Annotated in this window: 18 protein-coding genes; 8 read left to right on the top strand and 10 right to left on the bottom strand. The window is 74.1% G+C overall.

All coding sequences use genetic code 11. The annotated features are described in order from the left end of the window. Positions 1–159 precede the first annotated feature (159 nt). Together G011_RS0102770 and G011_RS0102765 are read right to left on the bottom strand one after the other, a co-directional pair. Positions 160–1,479 carry a GAF domain-containing protein gene (locus tag G011_RS0102770; RefSeq protein ID WP_019607115.1) on the bottom strand — a complete coding sequence of 440 codons (1,320 nt, stop codon included), beginning with the start codon at positions 1,477–1,479 and terminating at the stop codon, positions 160–162. A 408-nt stretch (positions 1,480–1,887) separates the two neighbouring features. Next, positions 1,888–3,501 (bottom strand): PucR family transcriptional regulator, encoded by a 1,614-nt coding sequence (locus G011_RS0102765; protein ID WP_026337955.1) that lies wholly within the window; start codon positions 3,499–3,501, stop codon positions 1,888–1,890. Positions 3,502–3,887: 386 nt separating this feature from the next. On the opposite strand from G011_RS0102765, the gene speB reads away from it, so the two are divergent. Beyond that, the gene (speB, locus tag G011_RS0102760; RefSeq protein WP_019607113.1) at positions 3,888–4,835 is read left to right on the top strand and encodes an agmatinase; all 948 of its coding nucleotides are present in this window, start codon (positions 3,888–3,890) and stop codon (positions 4,833–4,835) included. Between the two features lie 70 nt (positions 4,836–4,905). On the opposite strand, the gene G011_RS0102755 is transcribed toward speB, so the two are convergent. After that, a complete protein-coding gene (locus G011_RS0102755; RefSeq protein ID WP_196808480.1) occupies positions 4,906–5,532 on the bottom strand; it encodes a TetR/AcrR family transcriptional regulator in 627 nt (208 codons plus the stop codon). Positions 5,533–5,645: 113 nt separating this feature from the next. On the opposite strand from G011_RS0102755, the gene G011_RS0102750 reads away from it, so the two are divergent. Beyond that, entirely contained in the window at positions 5,646–6,920 is a 1,275-nt protein-coding gene (locus G011_RS0102750; RefSeq protein ID WP_019607111.1) for an RNA-guided endonuclease TnpB family protein, read from the top strand. 269 nt (positions 6,921–7,189) lie between these two features. On the opposite strand, the gene ddaH is transcribed toward G011_RS0102750, so the two are convergent. From ddaH to G011_RS0102735, 3 genes are all read right to left on the bottom strand, one after another. After that, positions 7,190–8,020 (bottom strand): dimethylargininase, encoded by an 831-nt coding sequence (gene ddaH / locus G011_RS0102745; RefSeq protein WP_013153273.1) that lies wholly within the window; start codon positions 8,018–8,020, stop codon positions 7,190–7,192. A 199-nt stretch (positions 8,021–8,219) separates the two neighbouring features. Beyond that, positions 8,220–9,476 carry a PHB depolymerase family esterase gene (locus tag G011_RS32835; RefSeq protein WP_304412439.1) on the bottom strand — a complete coding sequence of 419 codons (1,257 nt, stop codon included), beginning with the start codon at positions 9,474–9,476 and terminating at the stop codon, positions 8,220–8,222. 393 nt (positions 9,477–9,869) lie between these two features. After that, complete coding sequence (locus G011_RS0102735) at positions 9,870–10,892, bottom strand: Ku protein (protein ID WP_019607110.1); 1,023 nt, start codon at positions 10,890–10,892, stop codon at positions 9,870–9,872. A gap of 181 nt (positions 10,893–11,073) precedes the next feature. Between G011_RS0102735 and G011_RS0102730 the strand changes: the two genes are divergently transcribed. After that, complete coding sequence (locus tag G011_RS0102730) at positions 11,074–12,168, top strand: alcohol dehydrogenase catalytic domain-containing protein (RefSeq protein ID WP_019607109.1); 1,095 nt, start codon at positions 11,074–11,076, stop codon at positions 12,166–12,168. A gap of 70 nt (positions 12,169–12,238) precedes the next feature. Here the strand turns inward: G011_RS0102730 and G011_RS0102725 are convergent, their stop codons facing one another. After that, positions 12,239–13,084, bottom strand: coding sequence for a hypothetical protein (locus G011_RS0102725; protein WP_019607108.1), 846 nt, complete (start codon positions 13,082–13,084; stop codon positions 12,239–12,241). Between the two features lie 224 nt (positions 13,085–13,308). On the opposite strand from G011_RS0102725, the gene G011_RS0102720 reads away from it, so the two are divergent. Further along, the gene (locus tag G011_RS0102720) at positions 13,309–14,976 is read left to right on the top strand and encodes an FAD-binding dehydrogenase (RefSeq protein WP_019607107.1); all 1,668 of its coding nucleotides are present in this window, start codon (positions 13,309–13,311) and stop codon (positions 14,974–14,976) included. Positions 14,977–15,132: 156 nt separating this feature from the next. On the opposite strand, the gene G011_RS0102715 is transcribed toward G011_RS0102720, so the two are convergent. Both G011_RS0102715 and G011_RS0102710 read right to left on the bottom strand, forming a co-directional pair. Next, positions 15,133–15,375, bottom strand: coding sequence for a hypothetical protein (locus G011_RS0102715; RefSeq protein WP_019607106.1), 243 nt, complete (start codon positions 15,373–15,375; stop codon positions 15,133–15,135). A 15-nt stretch (positions 15,376–15,390) separates the two neighbouring features. After that, a complete protein-coding gene (locus G011_RS0102710; RefSeq protein ID WP_013153279.1) occupies positions 15,391–16,299 on the bottom strand; it encodes an SPFH domain-containing protein in 909 nt (302 codons plus the stop codon). Between the two features lie 108 nt (positions 16,300–16,407). Here G011_RS0102710 and G011_RS0102705 point away from each other — a divergent pair, with 108 nt between their 5' ends. Both G011_RS0102705 and G011_RS0102700 read left to right on the top strand, forming a co-directional pair. Beyond that, positions 16,408–16,905, top strand: a complete 498-nt coding sequence (locus tag G011_RS0102705) for a PH domain-containing protein (protein WP_019607105.1) — start codon at positions 16,408–16,410, stop codon at positions 16,903–16,905. Beyond that, positions 16,902–18,806: a PH domain-containing protein gene (locus tag G011_RS0102700; RefSeq protein ID WP_019607104.1), complete on the top strand. Its 1,905-nt coding sequence runs from the start codon at positions 16,902–16,904 to the stop codon at positions 18,804–18,806. The genes G011_RS0102705 and G011_RS0102700 overlap by 4 nt, the downstream gene beginning before the upstream one ends. A gap of 62 nt (positions 18,807–18,868) precedes the next feature. Here G011_RS0102700 and G011_RS0102695 read toward each other — a convergent pair whose 3' ends face one another. After that, positions 18,869–19,228 (bottom strand): STAS domain-containing protein, encoded by a 360-nt coding sequence (locus G011_RS0102695; protein ID WP_019607103.1) that lies wholly within the window; start codon positions 19,226–19,228, stop codon positions 18,869–18,871. Between the two features lie 444 nt (positions 19,229–19,672). Here G011_RS0102695 and G011_RS0102690 point away from each other — a divergent pair, with 444 nt between their 5' ends. After that, positions 19,673–20,209, top strand: coding sequence for an NUDIX hydrolase family protein (locus tag G011_RS0102690; RefSeq protein WP_013153283.1), 537 nt, complete (start codon positions 19,673–19,675; stop codon positions 20,207–20,209). Positions 20,210–20,353: 144 nt separating this feature from the next. Further along, positions 20,354–21,004, top strand: a complete 651-nt coding sequence (locus G011_RS0102685) for a nucleoside/nucleotide kinase family protein (protein WP_019607102.1) — start codon at positions 20,354–20,356, stop codon at positions 21,002–21,004. Positions 21,005–21,185: the final 181 nt, after the last annotated feature.

Genomic DNA, 21,185 nt, shown 5'->3' with positions numbered 1-21,185 from the left:
CTCTCCCCCGGAACCCCCCTCAAGGTCCCAAGGCCGTGGAAGCGCCACGCGTTCCGTCCGCGGTCCGCCGCCGGGCCCTCTCTTGCCCCGCGGCGGCCACCGACGCCGGGCCGCGCACGCACAGTCCATCGCACGCCGCACGACACGGCAACGGTTGCACTAGGTTGCGGTGCCGTCGCGCAGAGCCATGGGACAGTCGCCGTCGCGGAGCGCGTCCCGCAGCGCGCGCACCCCGGGGGCCACCGACCCGGGCAGCAGGTCCACCGGTGAGGGGGGCCGCACCACCCGCACCCGCACCTCCCCGCTGAACCGGTAGGGGCGGCTCTGGATGATGCCGCCCAGATGGCGGCGCACGCGCGAGAGCTCGGCGCGCACCGTCACCACGTGCCCGCCCGCGCCGAACACGTCCTGGGACAGCTGCGCGCCGGTGCGCCCGCCCCGGTGCACGGCCAACAGCAGCAGCAGCTCCGCGTGGCGCGGGGTGAGCCGGTGCGCCCACTCCCCGCTGGGCCCGGCGACCACCATCCTGGGCGAGGGCCGGGTCAGGTCCAGGGTGACCGTGGAGGGCGCGCTCTCCGCCGCCGGACGCGGGCGCAGCAGCCATCCGCCGGGCAGGGGCTCCAGGGCGCACTCCCCCAGGGCGGGCAGCCAGGCGGTGCCGCTCTCGCGCTGTTTGGGCAGCAGCACCCTGCGGACCGGCTCCATGTGGACGGCGGCGGCGGTCCACCCGGCCTCGTCCACCACCAGCGCGCGTTCGCTCATCCCGGCCAGCAGGGGCGCGGCCACCGAGCGCAGCCGCTCCAGGTGGGTGTGGTGGAGGCTCTGCAGGTGGGCCTCGGCCAGTTGGGCCACCGCGCTGACCAGGGCGAGGGTGGAGGGGTGGATGGTGGATACGGGGCCGGTGACGTCGACGGCGCCGAGCAGGCGGCCGTCGCGGGGGTCGTGGATGGGGGCGCAGGCGCAGGTGAGGGCGTGCAGGCTGCGCATGAAGTGCTCGGCGGAGTAGACCTGCACGGGCCGCCCCACGACCAGGGCGGTGCCGATGGCGTTGGTGCCGGTGCTGCCCTCGTTCCAGAAGGCCCCCTCGACGAGCCCGACGCGGTCGCCGAGGGCGCGGACGCGGTGGGAGCCGTCGCGCCACAGGACCTGACCGGAGGCGTCGGTGACCAGCATGATGTGGTCGGCCTCGTCGGCGACCGAGACGAGGGAGCGGCGGATCAGCGGCAGGACCTCGGCGATCGGGGAGGCGTCCCGGTGCCGTTGGAGTTCGTCCAGCCGGGCCATGCGGGGCGGAGGGGCGCTGTCGGGGTCGATCCCGAAGCGTCGGCTGCGGGACCAGGAGTCCTCGATGACCGGCCGCAGGGCGGCCGGCGCCGGGCGCCCGGAGAGCGAGGCCTCGTGCACGCGCCGGAGCAGGCGGGCGTGCTCGCGGGCGTCGGCCCCGGCCGGCAGGGCCGTGTCCAGCGGCGGAAAAGACATGCGGTCCCCTGAGCTCGCGTTCGCAACGGCGTTCATCAATTTTCTCGGTTCGGCTTCGACAGGGTTGAGGGAACGGAAATACACACATGTTTCGGAGGCCGCTCTCGCTTCCGCTTCCGTTTCATCACCGGATTATGCCCCATCGCGCGCCCCGGGGCGGACGGGGATCCCGTTGGCGCCGGGAAGCCGCAAACCCCGTGGCGTCCGCGCGTATCCGGCGCGGCGCCCGCGTCCGCCGCCGCCGAAAGGCCGCGGACGCGTCTTCGAAAAGGGGACCGGGATCGAACGGAACAGCGGAATTGCCGAAAACGGCCGGTAATGCCGCAACGGCACTTTCCCGGACACATGTCCGCGTCCCCGTGGGGGCCGCTCCGGGGTCGCGTCGGGCTCGGGGCGGCGGAGCCCGGGTCAGCGCCGCCAGCGGGTGAGCGCGAACCACAGCCGCATGCGCTGCTCGGCGTCGGCCAGGTCCACGCCCAGATCGCGCTCGATCCGCCCGATCCGGTAGCGGACGCTGTTGCGGTGGGCGCCCAGGTCGGCGGCGGCCCGGTCCCAGTTGCCGTGCCGGGTGAGCCAGACCCGCAGGGTGCGGCGCAGCAGGCGCGCGGAGTCGGTGTCCTCGGCCAGCGGCCCCAGGACCCGCCGGGCCAGGTCCTCTCCTCCCCCCGGACCCAGGAGGGCGTCGAAGGGGTCGGCGGGCTCCTCCAGCAGCGGCCCGCCGACCGCGCGGGCACGGGTGAGCAGGGCGGCGGCCCGGCGGTCCGCGGCGGCCAGCTCCGCCGGGTCCACCGGCCCGCTCAGCGCGCCGATCCAGCCGTGGTCGAGCAGCCGGTCCAGGTGGGCCAGGTGCGCGGCCTCGCCCCGGTCGGCGAGGACGGCGCGCAGGTCCTCGCCGGGGCCCGCGTCCAGCAGCCGGGTGCCCAGGGGGAGCGCGGCGGGGGCGGTGTGGCGGCCCCGCCCGGCGGGCCGGGCGCGCAGGACCCGGTAGGCACCGGGGACCGCCGCCCCGGCGGGGGCGGCCGCTGCGCCCGCGGCGGCGGGGTCCCCCGGTGCGGCGGTTCTCGCGGAGGCCCCGGTCGCCGCCGGCCCCGCGAAGGCGTCCGTCGGGGCGGTGAGTTCGGCCAGCAGCGGCACGGCCGCGCCGGTGAGCCCGCCGTCCAGGAGCAGACCGGTGATCAGGCGGCCCGGGGCGGGCGGGGCGCCCCGGGAGGCCCGGGCGAGCAGGTCCAGCAGGGCGGTGGCGGTGCGCAGGACGGCCCGGTCGGTGACGTCCAGCGGCTCGGGGCGGCCGACCAGGACCACTCCGTGCTCCTGCGGCGGGGTGCCGACGGTGTGCAGGAAGACCTCGTCCCCCCGCACACGGGCCTTGGCGCCGCGCGGGCCGCGCGGCCGGGTGAGCCGGTCCGCGAGCCCGTGCAGTTCGGGGTCCAGCTCCGCCGGGGCGCCCGGCGTGCGGTGGGCGCCGCCCGGCACGGCGGGCGACGGGCGGGCCAGGACCGCCCAGCCGCCCAGGGCGTCGGCCAGGACGCGCAGGACCCGGTCCACGGGGGCGTCGGCGGTGACGGCCAGGGCCAGGGCCTGGTGCGCCTCGCCCAGGCGGCGCAGGTCGCGCAGGTGCAGCTCCTGGAGTTCGGCGCCCACGGCCTGACTGACGGCGGCGAAGGGTGTGGGGCGGGGCACCTCCACCAGGGGCAGCCCCCGTGCGCGGCACTGCTCGACCAGCCCGGCGGGGACGGTGTCGTGCACCGGGGTCACGCCGAAGCCGAGGGCGCTGACCCCCGCGCCGACCAGGGAGTCCACGTAGCCGCGCAGCCCGGCGGGGGCGGCGGGCAAGTTGACGCCCGCGGTGAGCAGCAGTTCGCCGCCGCGCAGGTAGGCGGCCGGGTCGGCCAGCTCGCTGGCCACCGCCCAGCCGATCCCCGGGTCCCCGGCGGCCACGAGGGTGGTCAGCCCCAGGTCGCGGCGGCCCACGACGGTGCTCAACGGGACCGTGTGGCCCTGCGCCCGGCTCTGTCCCGCCACTCCTGCCCCCTTCGCGAACCGGCCCGCGCCCCCGCCCGGCGGACCGGAGAGGACAGATGCCTCCGGGTGCCCGCGTTCGGGCGCGCTGACCGCGTGTTCTGGATACCCCATCTAGTACAACGCACCTTTGTGGATGGTTCGTCCACTGGAGGAGACCGCCTCGGCTGCCTAACCTGACCGGGGTTCGTGTGATCCGCCCCGACATGGTCGCCTTCGTTCCCCCGCGTCCCTCCTCCCGCGCCCGGAGTGCCCGGACAGTCGCCGCGCGGCGGGACGGCCCCCGGCCCGGCCGCGTGGGGGCCGAACGCGACCGACACGGCCGACGCGGGCCCCGTACGCGCCCGCGGACCGTACCGAACACCGCACCGACGACGAGAAGGACACCCGTGAACGCACCGATCGGCCCCACCGACTCCAGCCTCGTACCGCGCTTCGCCGGACCGGCCACCTTCGCCCGGCTGCCCCGCATCGACCAGGTCGGTCACGCCGACATCGCCGTGGTCGGCGTCCCCTTCGACACCGGCGTGTCCTACCGCCCCGGCGCGCGCTTCGGCCCCTCGGCCATCCGCGAGGCCAGCCGCCTGCTGCGCCCCTACAACCCGGGCCTGGACGTGTCCCCGTTCGCCTCCGCGCAGGTGGTCGACGGCGGCGACATCGCGGTCAACCCCTTCTCGATCGGCGACGCGGTGGAGACCCTGGACCAGGGCGCCTCCGAGTTCGTACGGGCGGGCACCCGCCTGGTCACCCTGGGCGGCGACCACACCATCGCGCTGCCCCTGCTGCGCTCGCTGTACCGCCAGCACGGGCCGATCGCCCTGCTGCACTTCGACGCCCACCTGGACACCTGGGACACCTACTTCGGCGAGCCCTACACCCACGGCACCCCGTTCCGCCGCGCCGTGGAGGAGGGGATCCTGGACACCGAGGCCCTGTGCCACGTGGGCACCCGCGGTCCGCTCTACGGCAAGAAGGACCTGGAGGAGGACCGCCGCTTCGGCTTCGGCATCGTCACCTCCGCCGACGTCATGCGCAGGGGCGTGGACGAGGTCGCCGACGCGCTGCGCCAGCGCATCGGGAACCGCCCTCTGTACGTGTCGGTGGACATCGACGTGCTCGACCCGGCGCACGCGCCCGGCACCGGCACCCCGGAGGCGGGCGGCCTGACCAGCCGCGAACTGCTGGAGATCCTGCGCGGGCTGGCCTCCTGCAACCTGGTGGGCGCCGACGTGGTGGAGGTCGCCCCGGCCTACGACCACGCGCAGATCACCGCGACCGCCGCCTCGCACGTGGCCTACGACCTGGTCAGCGTCCTGGCGCTGAACCACGGGGGCTGAGTCCGCGCGCCGCGGCGGAGGCGGGCGCCCGGCCGGTGGCGCCGACCCGCCCCGCCCGGGGCGCCGGGGGTCAGACCTCGGCGCCCTCGCGGCGGGCGCGCAGGTGGGCCCAGGTCAGGTCGGTGACGTGCCGGGCCATGGTCTCGGGGCTCTCCTCGGGGTGCTCCAGGAACCAGTCGGCGAAGGCGTCGGCGGTGCTGACCGCGATGCGCGCCAACAGCTGGGCGTCCTTGGGGTCGAGGTCACCGTAGCCCTCGCGCGTGCACGCGGTGACGAGGTCGGCCACCTCGGCCGTCACGCGGTCCCTGAGCCGCACGGCCTCCCCGGCGAAGGGCTCGCCCCGCAGGTCCGCGTGCCGGTACAGCACGGTCCAGCTCGCGCGGTTGCCGGTGACGAAGACGAAGAAGGCGCGCATGCCCCGGTGCAGGGGGTCCTCCCCCGCCGGGGCGTGCGGATCGTGCGCCGCGGCGCGCACGGCCTCGATGAGCCGGTCGGTCTCACGGCGCACGCAGGCGGTGAAGATCCGTTCCTTGGAACCCAGGTACTGGTACACGGTGGGCTTGGAGGTCCCGGCCGCCTCGGCGATCTCCTCGACGCTCACGGTGTGGTAGCCGCCGCGCGAGAACGCGGTGACGGCGGCGTCGATCATCTGCTCTTCCCTGAGCTGACGCGGGAGTCTGCGATGTGTGCTCTTCACCGTGTCTCCCGGAAGCTGCCCCGTCCTCCAGGGCTGGGAGGAATCCAGGGCACACGACCACCACATTTCCGTTCTGCCTTACCCATGATCTCCCTTGGTGTAATTTTTGCCGTATGCGGACGGCGTACAAGTGCCGGGCCTACCCGGACCCCGCACAAGCGGCCCAACTGGGTCGCACGTTCGGATGCGTGCGCCTGGTCTGGAACAAGACCCTCGCCGACCGCCACACCGCCTACCACCAGCACGGAGAGAAGACCTCCTACAAGCAGACCGACCAGGCGCTGACCGGGTGGGAGAAGACCCCTGAGCTGGCGTTCTTGTCCGAGGTGTCCTCGGTTCCCTTGCAGCAGACCCTGCGCCACCAACACAGCGCGTTCGCGAACTTCTTCGCCCAACGCGCCCGCTACCCCCGGTTCAAGAACCGGTCCGGTCGGCAGTCGGCGCACTACACCCGCAGCGCGTTTCGCCTCCGCGACGGTGCGCTGTTCCTGGCCAAACACCAGAGGCCGCTGAAGGTGGCCTGGTCCTGGCCCGAGACAGACCTGGCCGCCCTGGACCCGACCACGGTGGTCATCTCGCGTGAGGCGGACGGGCGCTGGTATGCGACCTTCTCCGTGGACACCGACGACCCCGACCCCGTACCGGACACCGGTTCTGAGGTGGGTGTGGACCTGGGAGTGAAGGACTTCGCGACCCTGTCCACGGGCGAGAAGATCGCCAACCCCCGCCACCTGGAGCGCAAAGCCCGCAACCTCAAGCGTTACCAACGACGCATGGCACGCAAGGTGAAAGGCTCGAACAACCGCCGCAAGGCCAAGCGCAGGGTCGCGGCCGCGTACCGCAAGGTCCGCCACGCCAGACAGGATTTCCTGCACAAGACCACCACCCGCCTGGTGCGCGAACACGACCTGATCGCGATCGAGGACCTGAACGTGCGGGGCATGACCTCCTCCGCACGCGGCACCGTCGTCCAGCCGGGAAGGAACGTCGCGCAAAAGCGTGGCCTGAACCGGTCGGTGCTCGATGCCGCTCTGGGTGAGTTCCGCCGCCAACTGGAGTACAAGGCCGAACGCTACGGTCGAACCCTCGTGGTGGTCGACCGGTGGTATCCCTCCTCGAAGACCTGCTCGAAGTGCGGGTACCTGCTGGATCGGCTTTCGCTGGGCACCCGGTCGTGGACGTGCCCTTCCTGTCGCACCCGACATGATCGGGACCTCAACGCGGCCAAGAACGTTCTTGCGGCTGGTCGAGTCGCAGCCCGAGAAGCAGTCTCGGGTGATGCCTGTGGAGCTGGTGTGAGTCGGCAAGGGGCCTCCCTTCCGCTGTCGGCTGCGAAGCAGGAAACCGGACCCGTGAGGGTCGCTGCGCAAGCGGCACCAGGCTTTTAGACTCGGTCGGAATCCCCCTCTCCTTCGAGGAGAGGGAGGAAGTCAAGTACTCAGACTTTATTGCGGCGGGGGCGCCCGGCCAGGGGCGGTGGTCCCCCGTACGCGGGACCGCCCGCGGCCCGCGGCGGGCGCGCGTGCGTGACCTGTGGCGTTGGCCCGTTGGCCCCGTTTCGCGGTGGTATTTCCCACACCGGCCCGGCCCCGCGACGGGCCGGACGGCGGCGGGTCCACGCATCGGCGGGTCCGGGCGCCCCTGCTGCGGACCTCCCTCACACGGGGGCGTCGCGCAACACCAGGGTGCAGCACTTGGCGCCGCCCCCGGCCCGGCGCAGTTCATCCAGCTCCACGGGGTGGACGGCGTAGCCCAGGGCCCGCAGGCGGTCGGCAAGGGCGGTGGCCTCGGCGGCGATGACGACGTTGCGGCCGTCGCACACGGCGTTGAGGCCGAGCACGGCGGCGTCCTCCTCGGTGGCCAGGAGCGCGTCCGGGAAGAGCGAGCGCAGCACCCGCCGGCTTCCGGCCGAGAAGGCACCGGGGTAGTAGGCGATCTGGTCCCCGGAGAGGGTGAACAGCGCGGTGTCCAGGTGGTAGAAGCGCGGGTCGGTCAGCTGGAGGGTGACGACGGGGCGGCCCAGGAAGCGCTCGGCCTCCTGGTGCGCGGCGGCCTCGGTCCGAAACCCCGTGGCGGCCAGGACCACCTCGTCCAGGGTGAGGAAGTCGCCCTCGCCCTCGTTGACGTGCTTGGGCTCGCGGGTCTCGGTGTAGCCCGCCTGACGGAACCAGTCGAGGTAGGCCGGGCCCTCCGGGGTGCGCTCGGCGCTGGCGAAGCGCGCCCCGTAGACCCTGCCGTCCACGACCAGGGCCCCGTTGGCGGCGAAGACCATGTCGGGCAGGCCGTCGACGGGGGCGATCTCGCTGACGCGGTGCCCCAGGGAGAGGTAGAGGTCGCGCAACCCCTCCCACTGCCGGATGGCGCGTGCGCGGTCGACGCCCGCCGCCGGGTCCATCCAGGGGTTGATCGCGTACTCGACCGCGAAGTAGGTGGGGCGGCACATGAGGTAGTGCCGCGGAACCGCTGCCGGACCGACCGGTCGAGCCATGGGACCTCCCGTACACCGTGCGGGACACTGGGCGGCCCCGGTGGCGCGTGGGTTCACTGCGCCTCGGGTCCGCACGGACGAAAGGGGACATACCCCTCTGTGGCGCGAGTGCAACGCGGCGCGGCCCTTCCGGGAGGACCGCGCCGCGCCGGATCAGGCCGGGGAGCAGGCCGCGCCGTTGAGGGCGAAGCCGGTCGGCTCACCGGAGTCGCCGGTGTGCGTTGCCTGGTAGCCGATGCCCAACACTGGCGCCGGGGGCGATGACGGCGTTGTAGGAGGCGTTGGCGGCGGTGACCTCGCCCTGGCGCGGACCGTAGGAGGCGTTCCAGCCCGAGGTGATGGTCTGGCCCGCGGGCAGGGTGAAGTCCAGGGACCAGCCGTCGACGGGCTCGGTGCCGGTGTTGGTGATGGTCAGCGAGGCGGTCAGGCCGGTGTTCCAGGCGTTGGTGGTGACGGCGACGGTGCAGTCCTCGTCACCGGGCTCGGGGTCCGGGCCGGGGCCGGGGCCGGTGTCCTGGTCGAGGCCGAAGAAGGTGATGGCGCGGGTCGCCATGCCGTTGGCCATGAGGTTGTGGCCGACGCCCTGCATGCTGACGGCCTCCACCGGGGCCCGGTCGCCGGTGGCGCCGTAGCGGGTGCGGGTCCAGCCGGGCTGGGGCTGGTCGGTGGCTGCCGGGGTCTGACCGAGGCCGTGGACGTCGGTCCACTGTTCGATCTCCTCGGTGAAGTTGGCGTAGCGCAGGACGTCGTCCTCGGTCCCGTGCCACAGCTGCATGCGCGGACGCGGTCCGGTGTAGCCGGGGTAGGAGTCGCGGACCAGGTCGCCCCACTCCTGCGGGGTGCGGTCGATGGTGCCGGTGGAGCAGGCGTTGTTCCAGCCGGAGCCGTCGGTGGTGGCGAAGCAGCCGAAGGGCACACCGCTGAAGGCGGCTCCCGCCGCGAACACGTCGGGGTAGTTGGCCAGCATGACGTTGGTCATCATGGCGCCGGAGGAGACGCCGGTGACGAACACGCGCTCGGCGTCGGCGTCGTGGGCGTCGACGACGTGGGCGACCATCGAGCGGATGCCGACCGGGTCACTGCCGCCGCCCCGGGTCAGCGCCTCGGGCGAGGACACGTCGAAGCACTGGCTGCTGCGCGTGACGGAGGGGTAGATGACGATGAACCCGTACCGGTCGGCCAGCGAGGCGAACTCGGTGTTGGCGTGGAAGACGGGCCCGGTTCCGGTGCACCAGTGCTGGGCGACCAGGACGGGGGGATCGTCGGTGACGCCGTCCGGCACGTACAGGTACATGCGCAGACCGCTGGGGTTGGGGCCGAAGTCCTCGACCTCGGTCAGGGCGGCGGCCGAGGCCGGGGGCGCGGCGAACAGGAGTGCGGCCAGCATGGGCAGGATGACGGCGGCGGCGAGCGCGCCGACCGCCCTGCTGACGGGGTTGGTGCGGGTGTGGTTCACGTGCGGGGCCTTCCCGACTGCGGGGGGTGGGGGACACTGCGCCGCCCGCCTGCGCACCGGTCGCCTCGCGGGGCCGACGCCGGTGGGCGCGGGCTCAGCGTGCGGCGTTCCGGTCGCGGTGGCGGCCCGACCTACAGGTTCGGTCGGCGGCGGGGCACAGGGCGCTCCGGCGGGGTCTCCGCCTCTTTTGGGAGCGCTCCCAACACTGTCCGTCCGCACGGGGTATCCGTCAACCCCGGTAAGCCCCTCGCGAAGGGCCGCCGTCGTGCTGGGCCGGGACGGGCGTGGAACACGCCCTGGTGGCGAGGCTCCGGCCCGGGCCCCGGGGCGTCGGGACACTCCGTCCTGGAGCCGGGCCCCTCGCGGCGGCGAGGGGCCCGTCCGGCGCGGTCCTCAGCGGCGGGCTTCGGCGCCGTTCAGCCCCACGGCCTCCTCCAACTGGTCCCGGCTCATCTTCGACCGGCCCGGCACGTCCAGCTCCGAGGCCCGCTGGAGCAGTTCGCGCTTGGTGGCCCTGCCCTCGCCGCGCCGCTCGGCCCGGGCACCGCGCGCTCCGGCTCCCCGGGGCTCGCGCGCCCTCCCGGCCCCCTCCGCACCGGTGGACGCGCGCGGACCGCGCGACCGCGCGCCCTGGGTGCGCTGGGCGGGCAGACTCTGGCGCAGGGCCTCGCCGAGGCCGTCCGCGTCCTCGGGGGGCACGGCCTGCTCGGGCCGGTGGGTGAACGTCCTGCCCCGGGCCTTGGCGCGCACCAGTTCGGTCAGGCGCTGGCCGTAGCTGTCGGAGTAGTCCTCGGGGTCCCACTCGATCGACAGGGACCTGACCAGCTCGCGGGCCAGTTCGAGTTCGCTCTTGGCCAGTGCGGCGTGGGCCACGGGCGGCATCACGTCGTCGGGTTCGCGGACCTCGTCGGGCCACCACAGGGTGGAGGCCGACAGTACGCCCCGGTTCGGTTCGATCAGGACGGGGTACTCGCGGTCGCGCAGGACGATGGTGGCCACGCCCGTGCGGCGGGTCTGCTCCAGGGCCGTGTACAGCAGCTGGTAGGCCTTGGCGTCGGCCGCGGCCCTGGGCGCGACGTAGTAGGTGGAGGCGTACCACAGCGCGTCGACGGCGCCCTGGGACAGGAAGCCGGTCAGCTCCATGGTGCGCGAGCCGTGCGGGAGGATCTCCTCCAGCTCCTCCGGTTCCAGGACCACGTACTCGTCCTCGACCCCCGTGCGGGCCCCGCGCACGACGTCCTCGCCGGCGACCTCCTCACCCGTGCGCTCGTTGACGCGGACGTAGCGGATGCGGTCGGCCGTGCCCCGCTCGAACTGGTGCAGCACGGGCCCCCTGCGTTCGCGCGCGCTGTAGAGGCGCACGCCGACGGGCACCCTGCCGAACATGAGGGTTCCCACCCAGACCGGATTGACCATGACCCCCTCCTCTGCCCCCATCATTACCGTTACCAGGCAAAATGTCGGTCGACAACGGCAAAGGACCCCCAAGGCGGGAAGGACCGCGACCATCGGTGGGAACACGGGTCCGCACGCCCCGGGTCCTTGACCGACCGGTCGGTATTGCTACTGTCGCGGCAGTCCGTGATTGGAGCCTCCCATGAGTACGACCGTCAGGGCCGCCGTCTTCTCCGAGCGCGGCGCCCCTCCCCGGATCCGCGACCTGGTCCTGCCCGACCCCGGCCCCGGCCAGGTGCGGGTGCGCCTGGCAGCGGCCGGGGTGTGCCACTCCGACCTGTCCCTGTCCAACGGCACCCTGGCGCAGAAGTGGCCCGCGGTGCTGGGCCACGAGGGCGCCGGAACCGTCGACGCCGTCGGCGAGGGCGTCACGGAGGTGGTCCCCGGCCAGCAGGTGATCCTGAACTGGGCCCCCTCGTGCCGCGAGTGCTGGTTCTGCCGCCAGGGCGAGCCGCACCTGTGCGAGCACGCGCTGGACCGCACCGTACTGCCCTACGCCGAGCTCGCCGACGGCACGCCCGTCTACCCCGGCCTGGGCTGCGGCGCGTTCGCCGAGGCCACCGTGCTGCCCGCCTCCGCCGTCGTGCCGCTGCCCGACGGGATCGACCCGGCGGTGGCCGCCGTGCTGGGCTGCGCTGTGCTCACCGGTTGGGGCGCGGTCAACAACTCCGCGGGTGTGCGCGAGGGCCAGTCCGCCGTGGTGCTGGGCCTGGGCGGGGTGGGTCTGTCGGTGCTCCAGGCCGCGCGTCTGGCCGGGGCCGACCCGGTGGTCGCGGTGGACGTCTCCCCCGCCAAGGAGGAGCTGGCCCGTTCGCTGGGCGCCACCGAGTTCCTGCTCGCCGACGAGACCCTGGTCAGGGCCGTGCGCGCGCTGACGGGCAGGCGCGGCGCCGACCACGCCTTCGAGGTGGTGGGGTCGGCGAAGGCGGTGCGCTCGGCCTGGGACGTGACCCGGCGCGGCGGCACGGTCACGGTGGTGGGCGTGGGCAGGGTGGACGACGAGGTGTCCTTCAACGCGCTGGAGCTGTTCCACCAGGCGCGCACGCTGCGCGGGTGCGTGTACGGCTCCAGCGACCCCGAGCGCGACGTCCCGCTCATCGCCGAGCGGGTGCGGTCGGGGGAGCTGAAGCTGGCGGCGATGGTCACCGACGAGATCCCGCTCGAAGGCGTGCCCGAGGCCTTCGAGCGCATGGCCCGGGGCCGGGGCGGCCGGTCGCTGGTGCGCTTCGGGGGCTGAACCCGGTGGGCTCCGGCGGCACCGCGCTGACGCGGTACCGCCGGAGCCCGTGGTGTGCGGTCCGCGCGGTTCAGCGCCCGGGCCGCCGGACGGGGTTGCCGTCGGCGTCGAGCATGGTGACCTCCATGGGCGCCGCCTGCCCCGTCAGCCGCTGGTAATGCCGGACGAGCAGGCGCAGGTAGCGCACGTAGCAGTAGGCGGCCAGACACCAGGCGACCAGGGGCACGAACAGGGAGCCGGAGAACAGGATGGCGTGGCACAGCGCCACCAGCGCTCCGTACGCGGCCATCGTGAGCATCGGCCGCACGCCCTGCCCCCACTCCTGCCAGCCGAGGGCCAGAGCGACGGCGGCGACCGCGGGCAGTGGGCCGACGAACACCGTGACCAGCGGGTAGACGACCACGAAGAGCACGACCGTGGTGGCCAGGCCGCCCAGAGTGACGTGCCCCAGCGCCCAGCGCCACTCGGCGTCCCCCCAGTTCACGGGATCCTCCGGACCCGAGGCCGGGCCGGACCCACCGGCGCCGTCGTGGCGCCTCTGCACCACGAGAGCCGCCACGAAGGCCGCGGCCGCCACCAGGATCACGACCGTTCCGACCCAGGAGACGAGGTCTCCCGCCAGCGGGGAGGGCGCCTCGGGCTCGTGTCCCTGGAGCCGGGGCACGATGAGGCCCAGGTCGGCCGGGGTGACCACGTCGGCGGAGGCCACGAACGCCGCGGCCGCGAGGACCTCGGTGAGGGACAACAGCGCTCCGAGGCGACGGCGGCGCGTCAACGGCGAGACGCGGCCGGGTCGACCGGGGCGGCGGGTGAGCGACCGCACCAGCAGGGGCTGGACGAGGAGCAAGAGCAGGGTGGCGAGCCCGACGAGGGTGGCGAGCCAGCCGGGGTCGAGGGTCGGGGGATGGAAGTACACGCGGAGTCCTCTGTCTTGAACACGGTGTGACCAGCACGAACGGCGCCGAAAGGGGTCCGGCGCGCGGGTCGCACGATTGTGGCCGAGCCGGGAGGGTTTGTCACCTTCTGACAAATCCTGTGGCGCACGACACACTTTGCCCTTGCCGCGCCGCCGCGGCGGCGGCACAGTCGTCACCATCGCGCACACCGTGCCCCGGGCACGGCCGACCTGAGGGGAACAGCATGGGTAGCAGCGGAGACGACCGCGCCGACGTCATCGTCGTCGGCGCCGGACTCGCGGGCCTGACCGCGGCCGCCGAACTGGCCGACGCTGGCAGGAGCGTGCTCCTGCTGGACCAGGAGCCCGAGCAGTCCCTGGGCGGCCAGGCGTTCTGGTCCTTCGGCGGGCTGTTCCTCGTGGACTCCCCCGAGCAGCGGCGCATGGGCATCAGGGACTCCGCCGAGCTGGCCATGCAGGACTGGACGGGCACGGCGGGGTTCGACCGCCCCGAGGACGCCTGGCCCCGCCGGTGGGCCGAGGCCTACGTGGACTTCGCCGCCGGGGAGAAGCGCTCCTGGCTGCACCGGCAGGGGATACGGTTCTTCCCCCTCGTGGGCTGGGCCGAGCGCGGCGGCTACCTGGCCGACGGCCACGGCAACTCCGTGCCCCGGTTCCACATCACCTGGGGTACCGGCCCGGGCGTGGTCGCGCCGTTCGAGCGGCGGGTGCGCGCGGCGGCCGAGCGCGGCCTGGTCTCACTGCGCTTCCGCCACCGGGTGGACGAACTGGTGGTCACGGGCGGGACGGTCACCGGCGTGCGCGGCGCGGTCCTGGCCCCCAGCGGCGTCAGGCGGGGCGAGGCCAGCGGACGCGAGGCGGTGGGCGACTTCGAGTTCTCCGCCCAGGCGGTGATCGTCACCTCCGGCGGGATCGGCGCCAACCACGACCTGGTGCGCCGCAACTGGCCCGAGCGCCTGGGCACCCCGCCCGAGCACATGCTCTCGGGGGTGCCCGAGCACGTGGACGGGCGCATGCTGGCCATCACCGAACGGGCGGGCGGGCGGATCGTCAACCCCGACCGCATGTGGCACTACACCGAGGGCATCCAGAACTGGGACCCCGTCTGGGCCCGGCACGGCATCCGCATCCTGCCGGGGCCCTCCTCGCTGTGGCTGGACGCGACCGGCAAACGGCTGCCCGCGCCCTACTTCCCCGGGTTCGACACCCTGGGCACCCTGGAGCACATCATGCGCAGCGGCCACGAGTACACGTGGTTCGTGCTCTCACAGAGGATCATCGAGAAGGAGTTCGCCCTGTCGGGGTCGGAGCAGAACCCCGACCTGACCGGCAAGGACCTCGGGCTCGTCCTCAAGCGGGTGCTGCCGGGCGCGCCGGGGCCGGTGGAGGCCTTCAAGCGCAACGGCGCGGACTTCGCCGTCGCCGACCGGCTGCCCGAGCTGATCCGGAGGATGAGGGAGATCGCGGGCGACGGCGTGCTCGACGCCGACACCGTCACCCGCGAGGTGGTGGCCCGCGACCGGGAGATGGTCAACACCTTCACCAAGGACCTCCAGGTGACGGCGATCCACGGGGCGCGCAACTACCGGGGCGACCGCCTGGCCCGGGTGGCGTCCCCGCACCAGATCCTGGACCCCAAGGCGGGCCCGCTGATCGCGGTGCGCCTGCACGTGCTCACCCGCAAGTCCCTGGGCGGCCTGCACACCGACCTGGACGCCCGCGTGCTGCGCGCGGACGGCACGCCGCTGCCGGGGGTGTACGCCGCGGGCGAGGTCGCCGGGTTCGGCGGCGGCGGGGTGCACGGCTACCGGGCGCTGGAGGGCACCTTCCTGGGCGGCTGCCTGTTCTCGGGCCGCACGGCCGGTCGGGCCGCCGCGGCGGCGCTGGGCTAGCACACGCCCCTCCCCGGGCCGTCGTCCCCCGCCCGGGGCCCGCGCGTGGCGACGGCTCGGAGCAGACGTCCTCGGGGTCGGCGCGCCGGGCGCCGCGCGCGGCCGGGCCGGGCGCCCCCTCGGGCGCCCGGCTCCGCGACTCCGGCGGCGTCGCCGTCACTTCCCCGGACCGTCGTCCTCCTGCTCGGGCTCCGGCTGCTCCGGCTCGGGTCTGCGCGGTCGGCCGCGGCGGGGGATGGCCCCCGCCTCCTTGGGCATCCGCCCCGCGTCGTCCAGCGCGCGACGCAGCAGGAACTCGATCTGGGCGTTGGTGCTGCGCAGCTCCTGCCCGGCCCACCGCGCGAGCGCGTCGTGGACGGCGGGGTCGAGCCGCAGCAACACCTTCTTGCGCTCGGGCACTGCCACCTCACGCGGTCACTGGTACAGGGTTCCGGCGTTGACGACGGGGCTGGCGGGGCGGTCGGAGCACAGCACCACGAGCAGGTTGCTGACCATGGCGGCCTTGCGCTCCTCGTCCAGCTCCACCACGCCCTCCTCCGACAGGCGGGCGAGCGCGCGGTCGACCATGCCCACGGCCCCCTCCACGATCTCCTGGCGGGCGGCGATCAGTGCGCTGGCCTGCTGGCGCTGGAGCATGGCCTGGGCGACCTCGGAGGCGTAGGCCAGGTGGGTGAAGCGCGTCTCCACGATCCGCACTCCCGCCGCCTCGACACGCTCGCCGACCTCCCGGGACAGCTGCTCGGTGATGAGGTCGGCGCTGCCGCGCAGGGAGCGGCTGGTGTCGGTGTCGTAGGAGTCGTAGGGGTAGTTGCCCGCGATGTGGCGCACGGCGGCCTCGGTCTGGATGGAGACGAACTCCACGAAGTCGTCCACCTCGAAGGAGGCGCGGGCGGTGTCCTCCACCTGCCAGACGATGACGGCGGCGATCTCGATGGGGCTGCCGGAGGCGTCGTTGACCTTCATCACGGAGGTCTCGTGGTTGCGGATGCGGGTGGAGACGCCCTTGCGGACGGTGAAGGGGTTGACCCAGCGCAGGCCGTCGGTGCGGACGCTGCCGACGTAGCGGCCGAAGAGCTGGACGACCTTGGCCTCGTTGGGCGCGACCATCTCCAGTCCGATGAAGAACAGGAAGCCGACCACGGCGAGGACCACGCCGACGGCCACCAGGGGCACGGGCAGTCCGACGATGGGCGACAGCGCGACGGCGACGCCGAGGAGGAAGAGCAGGATGCTGACCACCGCCATCACCATGCCGTTGATGCTGGCGGCGGGGTGTTCTCGGTACTGGGGCGCCGGGGTGGGGACCTGGCCGGTAGCGGTCATCTGAGGTTTCCGTTCTCTTCTGGGTGATGACGCGAGCATAGCATTGTGATATCACTTTTAAAAGACACCGGCCCGCCGGGGCCCCGAACCGAAGGAGGCGTGGACGCGATGAGCGCCGACACCCCCCGCCTGCGCCCACCCCGCCACCGGGTGGACGGGCGCGCCGTCCACTGGTGGACCACCCGGTCCCTGGCCGTGACGGTCGTCCTCACCGCGATCCCCGTGGTGCCCGCGATCATCTGGGAGCCGCCGCGCGCGTGGTTCCTGGCCGCCGCCGCGGTGATCGGCGGGATCGGGCTGCTGATCACCGTGGTCATGCCGCGGTGGCGCTACCGCGTCCACCGCTGGGAGGTCACCGACACGGCCGTCTACACCTCCAGCGGCTGGCTCTGGCAGGAGTGGCGAGTGGCCCCGATGTCGCGCATCCAGACCGTGGACACCGCCCGCGGCCCCCTCCAGCGGGCGTTCGGGCTCTCCAGCGTCACCGTGACCACCGCCTCCGCCGCGGGCCCGATCGAGATCACCGGCCTGGACCACGAACTGGCCACGCGCGTGGCCGACCAGCTCACCGACACCACCCAGGCGACCCCGGGGGACGCGACATGAGCGACGGACACCGATCCGGCCCCGAGGAGTTCCCTCCGGCGCCCGGACAGAGCGGACCGCCCGCCCCGCGTGCGGAAGGCGTCCCCGCCGGACCGGCCGACACCGACCCGGGCCCCGCCCCGGCGGGCGCCGCGGCTCCCGCCGGACAGACCTTCGCCTCTCCCACCGGGGCCCCCGCCGCCTCCGCGGAACCCGTCCCCGCAGAGGAGACCCCCGTCACCGACTGGCAGCGGCTGCACCCGCTCAGCGTGTGGGCCAGCACCGTCGTCGTCGGGCTGTTCCTCGTCCCGAGCGCGATCGTGGTCACCGTCGTGCTGGTGGTGGCCGGACAGCCCCTGTGGGCCCTGCTCCCGGTCCCCGCCGCACTGGCGTTCACCGCGCTCATGACCTACCTCGACCTGCTGCGCCTGCGCGCGACCCGTTACCGGGTCACCGACGAGCGCATGGAGATGCGTTCGGGCATCGTCGCCAAGTCCTACCGGTCCATCCCGCGCGAGCGCGTGCGCAGCGTCGACGTGGCGGCGCCGATCTACGTGCGGATCTTCGGACTGTGCTCGGTCACGGTCGGCACCGGTGAGCAGGTCGGGGCCGGGGCCGACCAGCTCCAGCTGCTCTACGTCACCGCGGAGCAGGGCGAGTGGCTGCGCCGCGACCTGCTGCGCCGGGGCGCGCCCGCCGGCGCCGTGTCCGGTACCGGTGAGGCCGCCGAGGACGGCGCGGGCGGGGACGGCGAGACCGAGCTGGCCCGCCTCGACCGCCGCTGGTTCGCCTACGCCCCCGCGACCACCGCGACCCTGGGCGTGGGCCTGGGCGCCATCGCCGGTCTGCTGGGCCTGAACGCCCAGACCGGCGGCGTGGGGTGGGACTGGCTCTCCGAGCAGGCCAACCTGCCCAGCGTGGAGGAGATGTCCTCGTTCGTGATGGGGCAGATCCTGATCGTGGTGCCCCTGACGCTGCTGGGTCTGCTGGTGTCCGGTGTGGTGGTCCTGACCGCCGTCGCCGTAGAGACCTGGTGGAACTACCGCCTCACCCGGGAGGCCGACGGGACCGTGCGGCTGCGCCGCGGCCTGCTGACCAGCGTGTCGCTGTCGGTGGAGGGGCGCCGCCTCAACGGGGTGACGCTGCACGAGCCGTACGTGCTGCGGCTGTCGGGCGGAGCGGACGTGCGCGCGGTGGCCACCGGGCTGGCCGCGGCCGACGACCAGAAGACCAGTGCCAGGAGCCGCCTGTCCCCGGCCATGCCGCGGGAGCGGGCCCGGAGACTGGCCGCCGACCTGATGGGCACGCCGGACTCGCCCCTGGACGTGGCGCTGGCCGTGCACCCCCGGGCCGCGCTGCGCCGCCGCTTCACGCGGGCCGCCGTGGTCGCCGTGCTGGGCGCGGTGCTCTCCGGCGCCCTGGCCTGGCTGCACACGCTGATCGCCGAGGCCTGGTGGGACGTGGTGCACGAGGTGGAGCGGGAGATCATCCCGGTGCCGCTGGCCACGAGCACGGTGGAGGTCACGCCGAGCTGGGCGTGGGCGGTGCTGGCGGTGGCGATCGCGGCGGCGGCGTTCTGGTACGCCGTGGGCTCCTACCGGGGGCTGGGCCACGGTCTGCACCCGCGCTACCTGGTGGTGCGCAAGGGGATGGCGGTGCGCGACACGGTGACCCTGGAGCGGTCGGCGGTGATCGGCTGGCGGATCAACCGCTCGCCGTTCCAGCGCAGGCTGGGCCTGGCCGACGTGGCCGCCACGACGGCGGCGGGGCAGGGGATGTACGCGGCCAGGGACGTGGGGTTGGGCCAGGGCCTGGCCTGGGCGGACGAGGCCGTCCCCGAACTGCTGGCGCCCTTCCTGGTGCGCGACGGGCAGGAGGACGAAGGCGGACGGGGCACCGGGGGCGGGGCGTCCCGCCCCTGAGGCGGGGGTTTGGCGCGGGCCGCGGTCCCGGTCCCCCGTGCGGGGCGGGGACCGGGACCCGGTCACGGGAGTTCGGGCACCGTGTTGCGGATCGGGTCGCCGTCGACCCGCAACCCGCTGGTGTGTGTGAGCGCCATTTCCAGGAGGGGGTAGATCTCGAACACGCGCCCCATGCCCAGCGCCTCCAGCACGCGCGCGGCGATGGGCGCGGGCTCGGCCAGGACCACGTGCCGCCCCTCGCGGGTGAGGCTCTTGTAGACCGCGACCAGGGCGCTGACGCCGCTCGCGTCGAAGAAGTCGAGCCCGGACATGTCCACCACCAGGCAGTCGCACCGTGAGGCGTGCGCGGCCTGGAGCAGCCGATCGCGCACGCGGTCGGCGGTGGCGAGGTCAACCTCGCCGTGGACGGGCACGACCGTCACACCCGTACAGGGGAAACGCTCCTGGGCAGAGAACCGGGCATTCCTCGCCACTCGGGCCACCTCTCACCGGACGTAACCTTTCCACTACGCAACCGCGTACGAGATCGTAACCTCTCCAGAGAGACCGTGGGAGCTTTTCGTGAGAAAAACCCGCGAAAACTCGCTGATGTGGCCGTAGGGACAGTCCCGTGTCACCCCGTCCGACGGGTAGCGGGAGGCACCGCGCGCGACCGCGGCTTCGACCCCTCACTTCTCCTCTCGGACACTCCGGGCACGCCCCCGCGCGTGGCCTTCCGCGCCCGAGTGCGGTAGAAGCGGTACAGGTGGCACCCCCGCGTGCCCGCGCCCACGGGCCGGGCCCGGGGCCGATCCCAGGGACAGCCCACGAGAAGGGAGGGAGCGGCGGGCCCCGGCCGACGGCCGCGGCGTTCCGCCGCGCACCCGATGACCGAAACCGCCGACACCCAGCCCGGCTGGTTCTCCCCCGAGGAGCTGGAGAGCATCCGCGGCCGCATGCCCGTCCTCTACGTCCAGGCGGTTCCCGTACGGGTGGACGAGGTGGGGCAGGTGACCCATGTCGGCCTGCTCATGCGGGCCGCGCCCGACGGCAGCTTCCACCGCTCGGTGGTCTCGGGCCGCGTGCTCTACCACGAGCGGATCCGCGACGCCCTCCTGCGCCACCTGGAGAAGGACCTGGGCCCGGTGGCCCTGCCGCGCGTCCCCGTCTCGCCGCAGCCGTTCACGGTGGCCGAGTACTTCCCCACTCCGGGGGTCACCCCGTTCCACGACGCCCGCCAGCACGCGGTGGCGATGGCCTACATCGTCCCGGTCTCGGGCGACTGCCAGCCCCGCCAGGACGCCCTGGACCTGGTGTGGTTCACCCCGGAGGAGGCGGTCGGCGCGCACCTGCGCGAGGAGATGACGGGCGGCCAGGACGTGCTGGTGCGCCAGGCGCTGGCCCACGTGGGCCACGTCCCCTGACCGGGACCTCCGGGCCCGGCGGGGCCACCGCCCCGGCGGGCCCGGAGGAGGCCGCCCCGCACGGTCCGGGGCCCGGCGCGGCCGACGGGGCGGACCCGGACACCGCCCCGGCGCGGGGCGCCCCGGGGTGCGTAGGCTCGTTCCATGTCCGAACCGCTCGTCGCCGACGCCCTCGCCCTGGCCGCCGCCACCGGCGGCCCCCGTCGCCGCGTACTCGGCCTGGTCGGTGCCCCCGCCGCCGGGAAGTCCACGCTCGCCCGCCACCTGGTGGCCGGGGTCAACGGCGTGCTGGGCCCGGGCACGGCCGGGTACCTGCCCATGGACGGCTTCCACCTGTCCAACGCCCAGCTCGACCGGCTGGGGCGGCGCGACCGCAAAGGCGCGCCGGACACCTTCGACGCGCACGGGTACGCGGCCCTGGTGCGCCGCCTGCTCGCCGAGACCGACCACCCCGTCTACGTGCCCGACTACGACCGCGTGCTGCACGAACCCGTCGCCGCGCGGCACGTGATCGAGCCGCACACCCGGCTGGTCGTGACCGAGGGCAACTACCTGGCGGGCGACGAGGAGCCCTGGGCCGGGCTGCGCGGGCTGTTCGCCCAGCTGTGGTACGTGGAGGCCGACGACGACCTGCGCGAGCGCAGGCTGCACCGGCGCCAGCTCGCGGGCGGGGCGACCGAGGAGGCCGCCCGGGAGTGGGTGGAGCGCAGCGACCGCCCCAACGGGGAGCTGGTCAAGCGCTTCCGGGACAACTGCACGCGGGTGGTGCGCCCGGGCCCCCTCCCCGAGGACTGAGGGCCGCCCGGCGCACGGCCCCGGACCGCCGCCCCTGTCCCGGGAGCCGCGCCCGGCCCACCGGTCGCGGTGTGCGGATCGCCACCGCCGCCGCCCGCGACCGGGCCCGGGGGCGCGGGGTCAGGGGAGGCGAAGGCCCGTGTGCGCGCGGGATCCGCGCTTCCCGGCCCGCGGAAAACCC

This window comes from Nocardiopsis sp. CNS-639 (assembly GCF_000381685.1).
GTDB lineage: Bacteria > Actinomycetota > Actinomycetes > Streptosporangiales > Streptosporangiaceae > Nocardiopsis > Nocardiopsis dassonvillei.
Note: the sequence above shows the minus strand (reverse complement) of the source record. Positions and strands in the feature narration are given on the sequence as shown.

What these genes read in the sequence shown, in the direction of transcription:
- G011_RS0102700 (WP_019607104.1), top strand. Translation starts at nt 16,902, where the DNA reads ATGAGCGACGGACACCGATCCGGCCCCGAGGAGTTCCCTCCGGCGCCC.
- G011_RS0102685 (WP_019607102.1), top strand. Translation starts at nt 20,354, where the DNA reads ATGTCCGAACCGCTCGTCGCCGACGCCCTCGCCCTGGCCGCCGCCACC.
- G011_RS0102735 (WP_019607110.1), bottom strand. Translation starts at nt 10,892, where the DNA reads ATGGTCAATCCGGTCTGGGTGGGAACCCTCATGTTCGGCAGGGTGCCC.
- G011_RS0102710 (WP_013153279.1), bottom strand. Translation starts at nt 16,299, where the DNA reads ATGACCGCTACCGGCCAGGTCCCCACCCCGGCGCCCCAGTACCGAGAA.
- G011_RS0102705 (WP_019607105.1), top strand. Translation starts at nt 16,408, where the DNA reads ATGAGCGCCGACACCCCCCGCCTGCGCCCACCCCGCCACCGGGTGGAC.
- G011_RS0102750 (WP_019607111.1), top strand. Translation starts at nt 5,646, where the DNA reads ATGCGGACGGCGTACAAGTGCCGGGCCTACCCGGACCCCGCACAAGCG.
- G011_RS0102690 (WP_013153283.1), top strand. Translation starts at nt 19,673, where the DNA reads ATGACCGAAACCGCCGACACCCAGCCCGGCTGGTTCTCCCCCGAGGAG.
- G011_RS0102770 (WP_019607115.1), bottom strand. Translation starts at nt 1,479, where the DNA reads ATGTCTTTTCCGCCGCTGGACACGGCCCTGCCGGCCGGGGCCGACGCC.
- G011_RS0102730 (WP_019607109.1), top strand. Translation starts at nt 11,074, where the DNA reads ATGAGTACGACCGTCAGGGCCGCCGTCTTCTCCGAGCGCGGCGCCCCT.
- G011_RS0102720 (WP_019607107.1), top strand. Translation starts at nt 13,309, where the DNA reads ATGGGTAGCAGCGGAGACGACCGCGCCGACGTCATCGTCGTCGGCGCC.
- ddaH (WP_013153273.1), bottom strand. Translation starts at nt 8,020, where the DNA reads ATGGCTCGACCGGTCGGTCCGGCAGCGGTTCCGCGGCACTACCTCATG.